The sequence below is a fragment of the Vibrio crassostreae genome, assembly GCF_024347415.1.
In the GTDB taxonomy this organism is placed as follows: Bacteria; Pseudomonadota; Gammaproteobacteria; order Enterobacterales; family Vibrionaceae; genus Vibrio; species Vibrio crassostreae.
The window spans coordinates 1,515,242-1,531,900 of record NZ_AP025477.1; the positions used below are offsets into that span (position 1 = coordinate 1,515,242).

Consider the following 16,659-nt stretch of genomic DNA (forward strand, 5'->3'; position numbering starts at 1 on the left):
CCCGCAAATGCGGGCTTAGGAATATTAGATTCAACGAGTTGAACGACAGAGGTTAACGCAAGTGAGCGGGTACCTTTGTTTTGTCTCGATTGAGATAGTAGTAGAGATAAACCAAAGAGTAGACGGTCACAAACGCATCAAGCGCAAACACACCACTCCAACCATAAAACCACTCATAGTCATTAATGCAGACGTTGTATAAGAAGATGCCAACAAACATCGACTTCTCAAATGCGCTGTAAATCATGGTCGAAGTACGCAGCGATTTGTACTTGGCCGAGAACATCAGCAACACACCAATACAGCCAACCATCACACCCCAGTGCTGGTAAGTACCCAACAGATACTCTTTATTTTCCATCATCGTATCGTTGTAAGAGAACAGGGTCTGCATACTCCAATCCGGTGCCAAAAAGGTGGAAAAAGCAGTGGCGGTTAAGAATCCGGTGATCATCAAATACGACTTCATGGTTCTTTCAAAAAAACGTTCCAACATAAATAACCTCTTGAATAGTTTCTAAAATAAATAGCTGAATGTCAGGTGTGATTTACTTGCCTAGCATGCTCATCACAGCTGTCTTTAATTCGTTGTCCTCTTTTGCAAACAGATGCTTAACTCGATGATCTAAGCCCGTTTCCAATACGGTTTTGGCATGAGAGAAGGTGATAAATCCTTCTTTTCCGTGATAGCTGCCCTGCCCTGATTCACCAATGCCACCAAATGGCGCGTCGTCAACGGCTAAATGGAAAACACAGTCATTGATACACATTCCACCGGAGTGAACTTGGTGCTTAACCTGAGACTGTAGACTCAAATCAAAACTCATCAAATACAGCGCCAACGGCCTTGGTTTGCTATTGATGATTTGGAATGCGTCTTCGATATTGCGATACGTAATCAATGGTAATAGCGGGCCGAAAATCTCTTCGTTCATCACCTTGGATGACAGGCTTGGTTCTACAATCAGATGCGTCACCAGTCGTTGGCAATCTAAGTCCATTGCGTCGTCATGGCAGGCCACAGTTCGAGTTCCCGTTTGTTGTTCTTCATTCAACAAACCCACGATGCGGTCGCATTGGCGAGGGTTAATCAGGGACGTCAAATTCTCGGAATAAACCCCTTCATCAAACAACAGTTGGTACTGTTTTTTGTACTCAAAAATGAAAGCCTCGAGTTTGTCTTCAGGAAGTAACACGTAGTCTGGAGCAACACACACTTGGCCGTTATTGAGGCTCTTGCCGTAAATGATTCGCTCGACCGCAATATCGATCGGTATGTCTTCTGCCACGATAATTGGCGACTTGCCACCAAGTTCAAGAGTGACGGGAGTTAACGTGTCAGCCGCTGATTTCATCACTTGACGACCCACTTGGGTTGAACCCGTAAACAGAAGATGATCAAACGGCAACGCGGAAAACGCCGCGGCAATTTCAACCTCACCTTCAACCAAGCTCACTTCATCGGCATTGAAAACTTCATCCAATAACTGTCTTAAAACGTCATTGGTTGCTGGCGTAAATTCACTCATCTTGATCATTGCGCGATTACCTGCGGCCAAAGCTGAAATGAGCGGGCCAACCGACAACATGATAGGAAAGTTCCACGGGGCAATGATCCCCACTACGCCTTTAGGCTGATAAACCACTTCAACACGCGAAGTTGAAAGCAAAGGTCCTGAGTGGCGAATGGAAGATGTCGACCAATGCGGCAAACACTCTATGGTGTGATCGATATTGCCTAAACAAGGAAGTATGTCGGCCATCAAAGTATCTTGTCGGCTACGGTGACCATAGTCCTCACTTACCGCGACACACAAACGGTCTGTGTAATCGATAAGAGCAGATTTCAGCGCAAGCAACTGTTCTATTCTCACCGGCACAGTGGGCATCGGATCATCTGCAAAAGCTTCCTGCATACTCTTCAACGTCGCTGTCATTTGTGTAGCCGTCAATTCATGTTTCATACATCACCTCGTGGTTAAGAGATGCACACAATAATACACAACAAACCGGTCGGTCTAGTTTTATTTTGTCAGAGAATCGTCAATGCTGTCTGAAAGAAGTGGCTAGATATTGAATAAATAACAGGTAGTAAATTTGAAAAAGTGGGAAGAAGAAAAGGATAAAGAAAAGACAAATCAGGCTGATATAACCAGAGAAATGGGGAGTAGCAGGATCAAAAATGGCCGCTTAAAGCGACCACTAAAAACTTTATTAACATACTGTTTTTTTTAAACAATAAGCCCAGCTGACTAATTAGCTCTTAGCAACGTTGGCAATGCCTTCAAGCTGTAGAACTGGGGCTGCGTCGATGTCTTCTGCATTCATCATCGACGACACGCGTTGCATCGAAGAAAGCAGTAGGCTTTGCTCCCACGGTTCTAGGTTTTGGAATTTTTTAACGAAGTTATCTTGCAGCGGTGGTGGCGCATTATTTAGCAGCTCTTGGCCTTTTTCCGTCAAGTTCGCATGCACTTTACGGCGGTCAGCAACACTACGGATACGTTGTACGTAACCATTCAACTCTAGGCGATCGATGATCGTCGTGGTTGTGGCTTGGCTTACATTGGTATGATTCGACAATTCTTTGATCGTCACATTACCCATTTCTTGGATTGCTCTCATTAGAATTAATTGAGGGCCAGTCAAACCATACTCTTTACTCAGCTTCTTCGAGTGTAAATCGATAGCGCGAATAATTTGTCGAATAGCGACCAGGATTTCGTCATGTTTGTCCAAGATGCAGACCTTTGTACTAATATACTGTGAGTGATTTTACAGCGTCGAAGCGAAGAGCTCTCATGAAATCGGAGTCAGGACCGCTCGAATTACACTGTAAATTGATAAATTACGTCATTAATTTTTCCGCATTGTACTGATGTTCATACTATTCTCAATCTTTTCTATGCCTCTGAATTTGCGCAGGGCAACACTTTTGCTCAATGAGTCACGATTTTCGCTCTTATATCGGCTAACAAGATAACAAAAAGCCAGAAGTCGTTAACAAATAAAATAGCAGAGCAGTCAAATAGGTAGAGAGATTGTGATGGCCTCACTACCTATTAAATATTTCGATCTCTGACTATTTTAGTTCTAAAGATTAAGCAGCACTGTTTAGTTGAAAATTACCTGTCAGCGCGTTGTAGAACTCGCTGTTATCCAAGATCCCAACCAATTGATTATCTTCAACCAGCAAAATCGGATGGTTACTGAGCTGCTTGAGCTTAATCGCATCACGCATACCAATTTCAGGGCTTGCCACTACGACACTCGATGCGTTGATAGCCGTTAAGTCGTCAGACTCATTCCACTCAACAAGCGCTAACGTCGGTTCACCTTTGACCGATAAAGCACCTTCACTCTGTTCAATCCAGAGGTCTTTAGAATCGCAGATCTTCCAGCTTTCATTCTCTTGTGTCAGTGAATCAAGAGGCTGCATTAAAGAACGACCTTTAAGCACATTCAATGGGTTGGTGTGAGCAACAAAGTCCTTCACATATTCCGTTTTCGGCGTCAGTACGATCTCTTCCGGCTTACCGTGTTGGATCAGTTTGCCAGACTCCATGATCGCAATGTTGTTACCAATCTTCAGTGCTTCATCTAGGTCGTGACTCACGAACAGAATCGTTTTGTTTAGTTTGTTTTGCAACGTGATCAGTTCATCCTGCAGTTGAGCACGAATCAATGGGTCAAGCGCCGAGAACGGTTCATCCATCAATAGAATGTCAGTATCCATTGCAAACGCACGTGCCAAACCAACACGTTGCTGCATGCCGCCAGAAAGCTCATGCGGGAATTTCGTTTCCCATTCGGCTAGGCCGACCATTTCTAATTGTTCACGCGCCTTAGCACGACGAACATCTTTGGCGACACCCTGCATTTCAAGACCAAATGCCACGTTGTCTAATACGTTAAGCCATGGCATCAAAGCAAACTTTTGGAACACCATAGATACGCGGTGAGTACGAAGGTGACGCAGAGTCGCTTCATCACATTGCGCTAAATCGACTTGCTGGTCACCGTCTTTGATTGTTAGTGAACCACGGCTGGTCTCATTCAAACCGTTAACTGCGCGAAGCAAAGATGATTTACCAGAACCAGACAAACCCATCAATACACAGATCTCGCCTTCTTCCACCGTCAGCGACACATTATCCACACCAACAACTTGCCCAGTTTCATCGATGATCTCTTGGCGAGTTTTACCTTGGTCGAGTAGATCAAGCGCTTGATTGGCTTTGTTACCGAACACAACATCAAGGTTTTTAATGGTAATCGCGTCCATTGGCTTTTGTTCTTGAGAGATAGACATGATTAAGCTTCCTTCTGGTTTGGTGTTTTGCACAAGCGGTCAAGGATGATTGCGACTAAAACAATCGCTAATCCGGCTTCAAAACCTTGTGAGATATTCACTGTGTTCAATGCACGAACAACAGGTTTACCAAGTCCGTCAGCACCGACAAGAGCGGCGATAACCACCATCGAAAGCGACAACATAATACATTGGGTTACACCCGCCATGATGCTTGGCAGAGCGGCAGGTAATTCAACTTTAAGCAGTAACTTCATGCGACTTGCACCAAAGGCTTTACCTGCTTCAATCAACTCTTCAGGGACTTTCGTTACCCCTAAGTAGGTCAAACGAATCGGAGCAGCTATCGCGAAAATAATGGTCGAGATTAAGCCAGGAACGATGCCCAAGCCAAATAGAACCAGAGTTGGAATCAGATAAACGAAAGTTGGGACTGTCTGCATCAAATCAAGGATTGGGCGCAAAACTGTATAGAGCCAAGGACGGTGAGCAGCCATGATGCCAACCGGTACGCCAATTAATACGGAAATCGTTGTCGCCGCAAAGACGAGAACAAAGGTTTCCAGCATTTCTTGCCAGTAGCCGAGGTTAAGAATAGTCAGCAGTGCCGCGACCACGAAAATCACAAGCGAGGGTTTACGGTGTAAATACCATGCAATCGCCGCAGTCATCACGATTGGTAAAGCCGGTGGCATCCACTTAAATACATCGACTAAAAACATAATGACGGTTTCTAGAAAAATCGAAATAGCGTCAAAGAATCCTGCTGCATTGATTGTTAGCCAATCAACACCCGCTTCCATCCATTGACCAACAGGGATTTTGTTTTCCGTAATAAAATTCACAATATTGCCTTTTATTATGGGTGGGCTACTTCAAACCAATAGACAATTGGCAAGCCCACCTTTTTTATTTATAGAGCTTTGATAAATAGATCGATAGGTAGGTAAAACTAAGCTTTAACTTGCTTTAGGTATTCAGTAACCGCTTGAGTCGCTGATTCACCTTTATGCGTTTTTACGTTGTCTAACCAAGCTTCAACTTGTTGAGGGTTGTTGTTCAACCATTGTTGAGCCGCTTTTTCTGGCTTCACTTTTTGGTTAAGAATCTCTTCCATCAACTGGTTTTCCATCTCTAGAGTGAATTCTAGGTTTTGTAGAAGTTGACCGACGTTTGCACACTCAGACAGGTAGTTTGAACGAACGTTAGTGTAAACATTCGCACCACCGTAGTTAGGGCCGAAGAAGTCGTCACCGCCTGAAAGGTATTCCATCTCAACATTGCTGTTCATCGGGTGCGGAGCCCAACCAAGGTAAACGATCCACTGGCTACGACGAGCAGCGCGAGATACTTGCGATACCATGCCCGCTTCACTTGATTCAACTAGGCTGAAATCTTTTAGACCGAATGCGTCAGAGTCGATCATCGATTGGATTAGGCGGTTACCGTCGTTACCCGGCTCGATGCCGTAGATGCGGTCTTTAAATTTGTCGGCATGTTTTGCTAAGTCTGCGAAACTTTTCACGCCAGAGTCGTACACGTATTTTGGTACGGCTAGCGTGTATTTTGCGCCTTCAAGGTTGGCACGAACGGTTTCAACCGTGCCCTCTTCACGGTACTTAGCAATATCGCCTTCCATGGTTGGCATCCAGTTGCCTAGGAATACGTCAATATCGCCGTTCGCCATTGAAGAGTATGCCACCGGTACTGAAAGTAGGTCGGTTTTGGTTTTGTAACCAAGGCCTTTTAATAGTTCAGAAGTAACGGCGGTTGTTGCGGTAATGTCAGTCCAGCCTACATCAGCGAAGCGAACGTTTTCACATTGCTGTGGTTCTACTGAAGCGTTAACACCAAATGCAAATGAGCTGATGGCTAGTGCTGTTAACGTTTTTGTCGTCACGTTCTGAATATTTAGAGTCGTCATAATGGTTCCTTTTTATCTTTCCTTTTGCTGCTCGATATCAACGCCGATAGAGAGCAGTTCTTCTGACTTTTGACTAATTAGTTTTGTTATTTTTTGCTTGTTACTTGTTGTTTTTATTCTTTACTACTTTTGCTATTTTTTAACCAATAACAGACGCTTACGCTTCTCGTACTGGCTTATTGATTCTTTGTGTCTCTTCCCATTCCGGTGCTATCCATACCGGAACGTTTTGCTCTTTTAGAACGGGCTTGCCCAGAATCAAATCCGAGGCACGCTCAGCCACCATGATGGTGGGCGCGTTCAAGTTTCCGTTTGGAATAGTTGGGAATACAGACGAATCAACAACACGCAGATTATCAATGCCGCGAACACGACACTCTTCATCAAGCACCGCCATTGGGTCGTTATCAGCACCCATTTTGCAACCACATGAAGGGTGATACGCACTTTCTACGTTCTGCTTAACCCATTCATCGATTGCTTCATCGGAAGTAATGTTTAGACCCGGCTGAATCTCTTCACCACGGTAAACATCCATCGCAGGTTGCGACAAAATCTCACGCGTCAGACGAATACAATCGCGCCAATCTTGGCGGTCTTGTTCGGTTGAGATGTAGTTGAAAATGATCTCTGGCTTGGCATGCGGATCAGCAGAGGTGATCGCAACCGTACCGCGACTCTCTGGCTTGTTAGGCCCTACGTGTACTTGGAAACCGTGACCATCAAAGGCCGCTTGTCCGTCGTAACGCATCGCTGCTGGCAGGAAATGATATTGAATGTTTGGCCACTTCAATCCTTTACGAGAGCGAATGAACGCACACGATTCAAAGTGGTTAGTGGCACCAAGGCCTTTACGAGTCAGAATCCATTCCGCGCCAATCATGCCCTTACTGACCAAGCCAAGCTTGCTGTTGAGCGTGATCGGTTCGTTGCAGTGATATTGGAAGTACACTTCTAAGTGATCTTGAAGGTTTTCACCGACGCCATTCAGTTCGTGTTTCAGCTCAACGCCGGCCTTTTCAAGCACGGCTTTCGGGCCGATACCAGAAAGCTGAAGCAGTTGAACAGAACCGATAGAACCCGCAGAAGAGATCACTTCTTTGTTCGCTACCGCCACTTGGGTATTGCCTGACTTTTCAAACTCGACACCAACCGCTTTCAAGCCCGATAGACCTTCTGAGTCTTGTGCTTCAAGTAAGAAACGACGCGCCACGATGCCCTTCTTCAAGGTCAGGTTTGAACGCTTCAATGCTCGACGTAGATAAGCGTTAGAGGTTGAGGCTCTAACCCCTTTGTCCACTGTCATATGCATAGTGCCGAAGCCTTCTTGCTGGTAGCCGTTGTAATCGTTGGTTTCTGGATAACCTGCGTCTTTACCTGCATCGATAAACGCTTGGTAAAGCGGGTTGAGTTCCATATCGTTACCATTACAAGTGCCGACAGGGCCATTGTCGCCACGGTATTCATCACCGCCTTTGTTCCATGATTCAGCACGGCGGAAGTAAGGCAGACATGCTTGGTAGTTCCAACCTGCCGCGCCCTCTTCTTCCCATTGGTCAAAATCACACGCGTGACCACGAACATAAACCATCCCGTTGATCGATGAGCTGCCGCCTAACACTTTGCCACGTGGGCAGTGCAGTTCACGTCCATCAAGACCCGGTTCCTGCTCTGTTTCAAATTGCCAAGCGTACTTTTCAGTATTCATTGGGTAAGAAAGCGCGGTTGGCATCTGGATAAAAATGCTCTTATCCGTACCACCAGCTTCCAGTAATAAAACGCTATGTTCACCGCTTTCCGTTAGCCTATCCGCTAACACACAGCCGGCCGAACCCGCGCCGACGATAATATAATCGTAGCGTTGTTCCATGTTTTGATTTCCCTGAGATGAGTCAGTAGGGCTAGCTCTGTTAAGCTAACCCATTAAATTGAGTGTTACGCTTTAGGCATAAGGGCTGGCGTAGTCGCCAAGTTCAATAAGAATGCTCTTAGTCTGCGTATAATGAAGTAGGGTTTCTGGTCCATTTTCACGGCCAATCCCCGAAAGCTTGTAACCACCAACAGGCATTTCTGCCGGTGAGTCGCCCCACGTGTTCACCCAACAAATACCTGCCTGCATTTGATGAATAACACGATGCGCACGAGAAAGGTTTTGCGTGAACACACCAGCCGCAAGGCCGTATTTGGTGTCGTTGGCGCGGCGAATCACATCGTCTTCATCCGTAAACTTCAACACTGACATTACAGGACCGAAGATCTCTTGTTGAACATGAGGCATGTTGTCTTCGCAATCCACAAACACCGTTGGAATAACAAAGTTGCCGTTTTCGAGACCGTTGTCTGTCACTTGATAGCCGCCCGTCAACAGGGTTGCACCCGACTGCTTAGCTAGCTCAATTGCTTCAAGGACTTTTGACAGGTGTTCTTTAGAAATCAACGCGCCGATCTGAGTCTCCATGTCCATTGGGTTACCAATGATCAGCTTCTCAGTGCGTGTTTTAAGTTGATCGATGAATGCGTTGTAGATGTTTTCGTGTACATAAACACGAGTACCGTTGGTGCACACTTCGCCTTGGGTGTAGAAGTTAGCAACCATCGAAGCGGAAACCGCATCATCCAATTTCGCATCATCAAACACGATCATTGGTGACTTGCCGCCAAGTTCCATGGTGACTGATTTCAGCGTCTTAGCGCTATCTGCCATTACCGCTTTACCGGTACCGGTTTCGCCCGTGAACGACACTTTCGCGACGTCTGGGTGCGCCGTTAGCATTTGACCAACACGGTAATCGCCCTGAACCACGTTGAACACGCCATCAGGAAGACCAGCCTCGGTAAAGATCTCTGCAAGCTTGAGCGCTGTGAGCGGCGTTTCTTCTGAAGGTTTGAAAATCATCGCGTTACCCGCAGCCAATGCCGGAGCCGATTTCCACATCGCGATTTGAATGGGGTAGTTCCATGCGCCAATGCCCGCACAGATGCCTAGCGGTTCGCGGCGAGTGTAGAAGAATTGAGATTCGCTGAGCGGCTGTTGGTCACCTTGTAGCGTTGGAGCCAAGCCAGCAAAGTATTCAATAACATCAGCGCCAGACGCCACATCCACTTCAATTGCTTCTTGCAGCGGCTTGCCCGTATCAACAACCTCAAGGTTTGCAAGGTCATCATTTCGAGCTCTAAGTATTTCCACTGCCTTCAACAGAATGCGGCTGCGTTCTACAGCGGTCATTGCAGACCATACCGCAAATCCGCGCTTCGCAGATTCAATAGCACTGTCGACATCTGCTGAAGATGCTTGGCCTAAAGTCGCGATAGGTTCACCGTTGGCAGGGTTAATGCTATCAAAGGTTTCACCAGAGGTTGCTTTAACCGCTGCGCCATCGATGTATAACGAGTTCATTTCCATTTGAGATTCTGACTTAATTATTGTTATTAGACTCTACTGGTCTATATGTGAGTATTGGGTGTAAATAGTAGTCGTTCTAGGTCTAGCGCTGCCACTGCGATCTATTTGCTGTGACACGAGTAGAACGTAAGTTGTTTATCTAGATAATCATTGATGATAGCTCGCGCCTTTTGAGCATCGATACCATCTGGGTTTAGTGTGCCTCTCAGCCACAAACCATCAATCAGAGACGCAATCCCGTGAGCAACGAGATCCGCTTGTTCATGATTCAAAATACCTTTCAACTCAAGACGTAAGTGTGAAATCAAACGTTTTTCATTCACACGCTGCAGTCTTTTCAGCTGCTCGTCATGCATTGAATATGACCAAAATGCCAACCACGCCTTCGCGACCTTATTTTCTGCTTGGTAACCTTCGAAGTTACCATCGATGATTGCGTTAATTCTCTGTTGGTGAGCATCAACAGGAAGCGCTTTTAGTGAAGTCGTGATGGTGTTGGAGAGTTGGCGAAGGATTTCACGCATGGTCTCTTCGAGCAGGCCGTGCTTACCACCAAAATAGTGATTAATGATGCCGGTAGAGACTCCCGCTTCTTTGCTGATCAACGCAATACTCGCAGCATGCAAACCGACTCGATCAATCACCGTCATGGTCGCTTGAACAAGCTGTGGTTTACGTATGTCAGGCATCCCAACCTTCGGCATTTCTTAATCCTTTTATTTTTTATTGAACGTTCAGTTAAATATAAAATGACAGAAATTTAGTTAGGGTTCAAATGATTATTTAAAACAAACTCGTAACAATACAGCATTCAAAAGCAAAAAAATCATTATAAAACAATAAATTAAATATCATTTAGAGCACTAACGAAAAGAATTAAAGATTTGAGGTGTGATAGTTAATGGTCAAATGTTTTTACTCAATAAGAACAAAACTTAACCACTTATCTTCTGGGCCGAAATGGGTGATATGCAAAGAATAGGCATCGTTATTTGTGGTTAAGAAGGGAGAAGCGATGGCGTAATTGATCGAGAGCAAGAATGAAAATCAGATACGACGAGAGCACCTTTATCAAGTTAGGTGCTCTCATTTTTTTATCACCAATATCGAGTTAATAAAGCGTGGTTAGTTCAACTAAAAAGCTAAGTGGTAACTATTGCTCGACTGATCCAGTGAAATCACCCAACTTTGCTCTTTCTCACTGCTGCTCATTGGCACCCAACGGGCATAGATCTGCTCCCAGTTACCATTGATTTCCAGCTCTACGACATCGGTGTGTGTTGGATAAACGGTTGTGATTCGAGAAGTAGGCTCCGCAACAACATCACCATTACTCATCACAAATGCCGACTCGGAATACAAATGCAGCGCTCCCGAAGTCGTTCCCGTGTAATCCATCGACAAGCTGATCTTCTCCCCAATATCAAATGAGAAACCGACAGGCGCCACGATATCAGACGTACTGATCGCTGCTGGCTGGATTACTAACGCAGGCAATTGAGCGGGCGTCGGTGTTGGTGTCGCAGCTGGAGTCTGCGCAGGTGATGCACTGGTGTTACCACCGCCACCTCCTCCACCGCCACAAGCACTTATTATGAGAGAGAAGGATGTCATGGTAATTAATTTGCTTATCTTATTCATGGTGCTCTCCTACTCATCCGTAGCTGATATAACTTTGTTCGTGGTCGATGCTTTGTACCATTCACCATCGGTTTCACCGCTGCTGGTTACCCATGTAGGGAATGACGTATACGCATCACTGATATCAACCAGTTCTACAGGGTGATCCCATTCGTCTCGAATGTTGATGACCCACGCATATTATTACTGGTTTTGAACGACTCAGAGCCTGAAGAGCTGTCATCATGACTATTTAACAAGGCGTTATTCATATCACTGGTACCTGTAAACTCTTTTAAGTGAGTTTGCCACGTCATACCCGGAGGGGTCGCGACGAAGTCACCGTGATAAGTACCATCAGCCCCAAAGATAAATGAGTCATAAGGTGGGTACCCTATGTCATCACGTGATACTGCTGTAGTAAATTCCACGTACAGTTGGTAGTTAAGTACGTCAGCGTTTTGTACCCCAGAACATGCACTTTGGGTTCGGTAGAAAACACAGCTTTCCGATAGTTCACCAATATTCTCTAGGTCTACTCTCAAATCCTCAGAGACCATCAATATCGTTTCACTATCACCTGCTTGCAAAATCGTATGACCGACGGCAACACCGTTACGAGTTAATGTTGTCGACGCTACGTTAGCAGGTAAAACGTTAGGTAGCTTCACAGCATAACCATTTGAGTAGCCCGCTCCCATTGCTTGAAGGGTGTAATCTACGGTCAAGTTCTTGAGTTCTCGTTGACCATTAAGCTGCTCTGTCACTTTGTAGCGCCACACCACGTCATTGAAGTCGTAGTCACCTTTCAATGGCCAATTATCTTCGAATGCGATCGTTGCGTAGCTGTTCGAGCTCGGGTACACCGTTGTTACGGTCACATCTTCATTATTCTCTTGAACAAGCACTTCATATTTGGAATCTGTCGTGCCATCTTCATTAACCCCATCAACGGCGGTAAATGGCGTCACTTCGACCGTGAAAATCAGATCATTAAAGTCGTTGTCTCCAGTTGGACGATAAATATCCTCAAAGCCAAGTACCAAAAACTCATTCTCTGTATCTAGAAAGGCAACATTGTGTCTTCTATTTTCAGCTGACGCCTCAGGGTTAAGTAATGGATAGCTGTAGAAAGGTGTGCCCCAGCCACCAAGCCACGGGATGTTGTTATAAGATCCTTCCCAGCCCCAACCATTCGAGATGATAAAAAAGGCTAATGTTTGACCTGCCGTAAGTTGGACACTGAGATCAATAGAGTCCCCTTCTTGCATTTCCCCAACATCAGCAACCGACGTATTAGGAAACACCACGACATGTGCGTTGATATCGTCTTTAGTTGCTGGAGGGTTATCAGTATCAAAAACGAAGTAGCCAAGGGTGTTGCGGTAACCCGCCCCTTCGTTCAGGAAAGTGATTGTGGCTGTGGCGTACTCTGCACCGTCCAACTCATCATCAATATCAATACTCGAATAACGCTCAGGTGCAATAAAGGCACTGTTGACGGTAGTGCCTTCTGGCAACATCGAATAGACGTTAGTTAAAACATCTTGAGGAAGTGACCCCGCGATCGAATAAGTATTATTGGGTTTACCTTTTGCAGAATAGTTAGAAGCATCCGAGCCTGATTCAAATGTAAGGTCTGCGGTTGTCAACGCCATCGCGACACATGGCACCAAGCAACTCGGCAATATGACTGAATTCCAATTTCTCATTCTGTTCCCTCTTTCACTAGCCTTAAACGTGTAAAGAGATATAGAGCAAAGATAGTGCCGGGAATTAATCTTTTATTTAACAATAATTTAGATATAAAGACTTCGTTATTCTCATTTTGAGAATGAAGTTGAAGTGAAAAAGAAAACACAAAAAAAGTTGATAATGACGGAGTCACTATCAACCTTGCTAAGAGTTAGAACTATCGAGAACTATGCTTTAGAACTTACTCAATACGTGTAATGAAGCCGTATTTATCTGAGTCGGCCTTTGTCACCCAGTGTTCACCAGAAGCCGGAGCAGAATCTAAAGTGAAGATATAAAAATCGATTCCTTTGTCTCCCATCACCTTTTTAAAGTAGGTCGCTTGTTTACGATGACTCTCGTTGGTGTACGGGAATTCTTTGGCCGTTTTATCCCCCTCGGCCCAACTATGGACACCCACCTGCTTATTCAGCTCAATAGCCTTGGTGGTATCAGCGCGTTGCAAAACTCGTGGATTACCTGCAGCAAACAAGTCCGTGCCGCCAGAGAACACCGAACCCGTAGGCGTTACGATCGTCGTCATCTTGTTATTGTGGATCATGCGACCGGTGTACATATTGATATCATCGTCGGCACTTCCACCAATATGGTTGGTAAACTTCAACGTCATCTCACTGCCTTGATACAATTTCACGATATCAAAAAGCTGAGAATAGGTTGATGCGCCTAGAGTGGAAGTAATACGATCAACAGCCCCAGTCTCGTGGAGCACATCGCGGTAAAAGGCATTGAAAGCAAATAAAGTGGTGATGGTGACCTTATTACCATTTTTGGTGTTACTCAGAATCGTCGAACCCAAGCTCGTCACGTATTGCGACAACTCATTTTGGTACTCAAGCTCAACTGCTTTTGCACTGTTCGCTGTTGTTTGAATTAACGTGGTCTCATTAGAAACAGAGCGGAGCGGGGCGCCGCAATCAAACACGTCCAAACCCTTGCTCTCTGTGTAGATACCGCAGCTATCAAACCCTGCATCAGGAAAATACAGATCAACACTTTGACCTAAACGGCTCGCAAGCCTTACTACTTTTTGCTTATCACTAATATCTTCAGCAAATTGAATTTGGTCATACTGCACTCCGTCATAGGTCAGTTTCATTGACTCTTGAAGCTCTTCTCGTTCTTGATACAACTTGCCTAATTTCACTGACGAAAATACGTAATCCGCCTTAGGTTTCACTTGTGCTTTAGTCGCTGCGTTACCAGAACTTGAACCTGAGTTAGAACTTGAATTACACCCAGCTAAAATAATCAAAGGCAGTGCCAGTAACGTTTTTCTATACTTATTCATGCGTCATTCCCAAAGTGTTTAATGAGAAAATTCTATTGTTTAGCGCTTAATTTATCTGTCGTAAGAATGTATGAGAATGTCGAGCCTATTTGAACAATGTTTTTTATTTTCCTATAAATGCCAATTCATCATTGAACTAACTTATAAAGTGTTTAATCATTTGCATTAGGTATTTTACGTAAGGCCTGTAAATTGGGTGTACCACAATTACTAGCTACTCAAAAAGACTCCCTCACGTAATCTCGATAAATGAAACGCACGATAAGGCTGATAATGGAATGACAAAACCTAAAATGATCATCGTAGAAGACGATTTGAAACTTCAGCGAATGCTAAAGGATTACTTTGTTACGCAGGACTTTGAAGTCTCCACACTAGATGATGGCAGTGACGCCGTGCAAACCATTCTTGCCGCACAGCCTGATATCGTACTGCTGGATTTGATGCTTCCTGTAACTGATGGACTTACAATCTGCCGACAGACGCGTACGCACTATAAAGGTAAAATCTTGATGCTCACCGCTAGCGATGATGATTTCGACCACGTTGCTGGTTTAGAGACAGGGGCTGATGACTATGTCACTAAGCCAATCAAACCAAGAGTTCTGCTGGCAAGGGTTCGTTCGCTGTTACGCCGCCAAGACACCAGTACCGCTTCAGTCGATGACTCAGACACCCTTCAGTTTGATCAACTCGTTCTGAAAAACACTTATAAGAAGTGTGAGCTTTCAGGTGCGGTTTTATCACTCACTGACAGCGAGTTTGACCTACTTTGGCTATTGGCGAGTAACCCTGACACACCGCTATCGCGTGACTACTTGACGCAAACATTGCGCGGTATTGAGTATGATGGCATTGATCGAACTATTGATAACAAGGTTGTACGTCTAAGGAAGATTTTGGGCGACGACCACACACCAGCAGAGAAAATTCAGACCATTCGCGGTAAGGGCTACTTGTTTGTTTCAACCGCCTGGCATTAACTTCGCTCACTACGAGCGTAATGAAAGAGAACGATTATGCGACGTATCTTTTTGGAGTCCTTAATAGGGCTGTTAGTTTGTTTTATGGCAGGCATTATCGCCTATGAAATCTGTGTCTATCAGCTCAATACTGACTACGAATATGTTCTGCAAGATTATGAAGCCACAGCCCACCAGCAACTCATAGAGAACATCGCAAAAAATCAGGGGCTTGAGGCGGCTCAACAAGCCATGAATCAGTTTGTTGAAACCACTCGAAATAAACTGATTACGTTCAATCCAAAAGATGAAATACCAAGCCCTGTCTCAGAGTTCTTCTCGACCAACCCAAATACCTTTATCTTTCACGATGATGAGCGTGACCTTTGGTTTCGCTTAGCAAGCAGTGACAATACCTATCATTACCTACCCAACAGTGAAGCGTTCGTTAGGCAAAAAATAGAATTAGAAGATGACCTCATTTGGTTGTTCTTCCTAGCAAGCTTTATCCTGTATGGCGTATGCCACCTATTTATCATCTTCCGCCGAGTTAAAAAGCTTGAATCGGCGACGCTCGCCTTTGCAGAAGGCGATCTCTCATCGCGAGCCGAGACCTCAAGCGGCATTGCAATCGGCTCACTCAATAAGTCTTTCAACCTAATGGCAGACCGTATTCACCGACTGATTGAAAGTAATCGCTCACTCACCAATGCAGTCGCCCATGAGCTGCGCACGCCGATATTCCGTATCCAATGGCAAGCTGAAATGCTGAAAGACACACCGCTCAACGAATCTCAGCAAGAGACTGTAGAGAGTATTGTGGAAGATACGGAAGAGATGGAGAAGATGGTCGACGAGCTATTGTGTTACGCCAAGCTGGATAGCTGCGACCTCGAAAATTTGCAGCAGCCTGTCGAGATAAATGACTTTCTCGATAACGCGATGACACGCTGGAACAAGGACACAGAGCTCGACATCAACCTATCACTGCCAGAGCAACCATACGAGATTCTTGCGGATGAAATACTGCTGAACCGCGCTCTAGATAACCTCGTACGCAACGCCATGAAATTCGCACGCTCTCAAGTGTTAATTGAAGCCAGCGCACATCAAGAACAACTGCAGATAGCTGTACATGATGATGGTGATGGTGTGACTCAAGAACATCAGGCTCGCTTGTTTGAACCATTTTACGTTGGCGATAAAGCGCGTAACAAAGCCAAGAGTGGCCATGGTTTAGGGTTGTCTATCGTCGAGAAGATCTGCGCTCAACACAACGCAACCGTGGAGGTAGGTCAAAGCCAAACCTTAAAGGGTGCGGTATTCACCATAACCATTCAGCTATGTAATGGTTCGACTGACAAACCCATACAGTAACTACGAAACACCTCT

The 16,659-nt window shown here is 45.1% G+C and carries 13 protein-coding genes and 1 pseudogene; 2 read left to right on the forward strand and 12 right to left on the reverse strand.

Going from position 1 to position 16,659, the window contains the following annotated elements; all coding sequences use genetic code 11:
• Positions 1–52: 52 nt before the first annotated feature.
• From OC193_RS22490 to OC193_RS22545, 12 genes and pseudogenes are all read right to left on the reverse strand, one after another.
• A complete protein-coding gene (locus OC193_RS22490; protein WP_048664473.1) occupies positions 53–496 on the reverse strand; it encodes a hypothetical protein in 444 nt (147 codons plus the stop codon).
• Between the two features lie 52 nt (positions 497–548).
• Complete coding sequence (locus OC193_RS22495) at positions 549–1,964, reverse strand: coniferyl aldehyde dehydrogenase (protein WP_048664472.1); 1,416 nt, start codon at positions 1,962–1,964, stop codon at positions 549–551.
• 292 nt (positions 1,965–2,256) lie between these two features.
• Positions 2,257–2,739, reverse strand: coding sequence for a MarR family winged helix-turn-helix transcriptional regulator (locus OC193_RS22500; protein ID WP_017632044.1), 483 nt, complete (start codon positions 2,737–2,739; stop codon positions 2,257–2,259).
• Positions 2,740–3,100: 361 nt separating this feature from the next.
• Positions 3,101–4,312: a choline ABC transporter ATP-binding protein gene (choV, locus tag OC193_RS22505; RefSeq protein WP_048664471.1), complete on the reverse strand. Its 1,212-nt coding sequence runs from the start codon at positions 4,310–4,312 to the stop codon at positions 3,101–3,103.
• Positions 4,313–4,314: 2 nt separating this feature from the next.
• Entirely contained in the window at positions 4,315–5,157 is an 843-nt protein-coding gene (gene choW, locus OC193_RS22510) for a choline ABC transporter permease subunit (RefSeq protein WP_048610272.1), read from the reverse strand.
• A gap of 107 nt (positions 5,158–5,264) precedes the next feature.
• The gene (locus OC193_RS22515) at positions 5,265–6,236 is read right to left on the reverse strand and encodes a choline ABC transporter substrate-binding protein (RefSeq protein WP_048664470.1); all 972 of its coding nucleotides are present in this window, start codon (positions 6,234–6,236) and stop codon (positions 5,265–5,267) included.
• A 157-nt stretch (positions 6,237–6,393) separates the two neighbouring features.
• A complete protein-coding gene (gene betA / locus OC193_RS22520) occupies positions 6,394–8,106 on the reverse strand; it encodes a choline dehydrogenase (protein ID WP_048664469.1) in 1,713 nt (570 codons plus the stop codon).
• 72 nt (positions 8,107–8,178) lie between these two features.
• A complete protein-coding gene (betB, locus tag OC193_RS22525) occupies positions 8,179–9,639 on the reverse strand; it encodes a betaine-aldehyde dehydrogenase (protein WP_048660470.1) in 1,461 nt (486 codons plus the stop codon).
• A gap of 101 nt (positions 9,640–9,740) precedes the next feature.
• Positions 9,741–10,343 carry a transcriptional regulator BetI gene (betI, locus tag OC193_RS22530; protein WP_004732441.1) on the reverse strand — a complete coding sequence of 201 codons (603 nt, stop codon included), beginning with the start codon at positions 10,341–10,343 and terminating at the stop codon, positions 9,741–9,743.
• A 430-nt stretch (positions 10,344–10,773) separates the two neighbouring features.
• Positions 10,774–11,280 carry a hypothetical protein gene (locus OC193_RS22535; protein WP_048664468.1) on the reverse strand — a complete coding sequence of 169 codons (507 nt, stop codon included), beginning with the start codon at positions 11,278–11,280 and terminating at the stop codon, positions 10,774–10,776.
• Between the two features lie 9 nt (positions 11,281–11,289).
• A pseudogene (locus OC193_RS22540) lies at positions 11,290–12,971 on the reverse strand (LruC domain-containing protein).
• A 224-nt stretch (positions 12,972–13,195) separates the two neighbouring features.
• Positions 13,196–14,305, reverse strand: a complete 1,110-nt coding sequence (locus OC193_RS22545; protein ID WP_048664467.1) for a hypothetical protein — start codon at positions 14,303–14,305, stop codon at positions 13,196–13,198.
• A gap of 278 nt (positions 14,306–14,583) precedes the next feature.
• On the opposite strand from OC193_RS22545, the gene OC193_RS22550 reads away from it, so the two are divergent.
• On the forward strand, positions 14,584–15,288 hold the full coding sequence (locus OC193_RS22550; RefSeq protein ID WP_048664466.1) for a response regulator transcription factor: 705 nt from the start codon (positions 14,584–14,586) through the stop codon (positions 15,286–15,288).
• A gap of 36 nt (positions 15,289–15,324) precedes the next feature.
• Positions 15,325–16,644 (forward strand): sensor histidine kinase, encoded by a 1,320-nt coding sequence (locus OC193_RS22555; RefSeq protein ID WP_048664465.1) that lies wholly within the window; start codon positions 15,325–15,327, stop codon positions 16,642–16,644.
• The last annotated feature ends 15 nt before the right edge of the window (positions 16,645–16,659 follow it).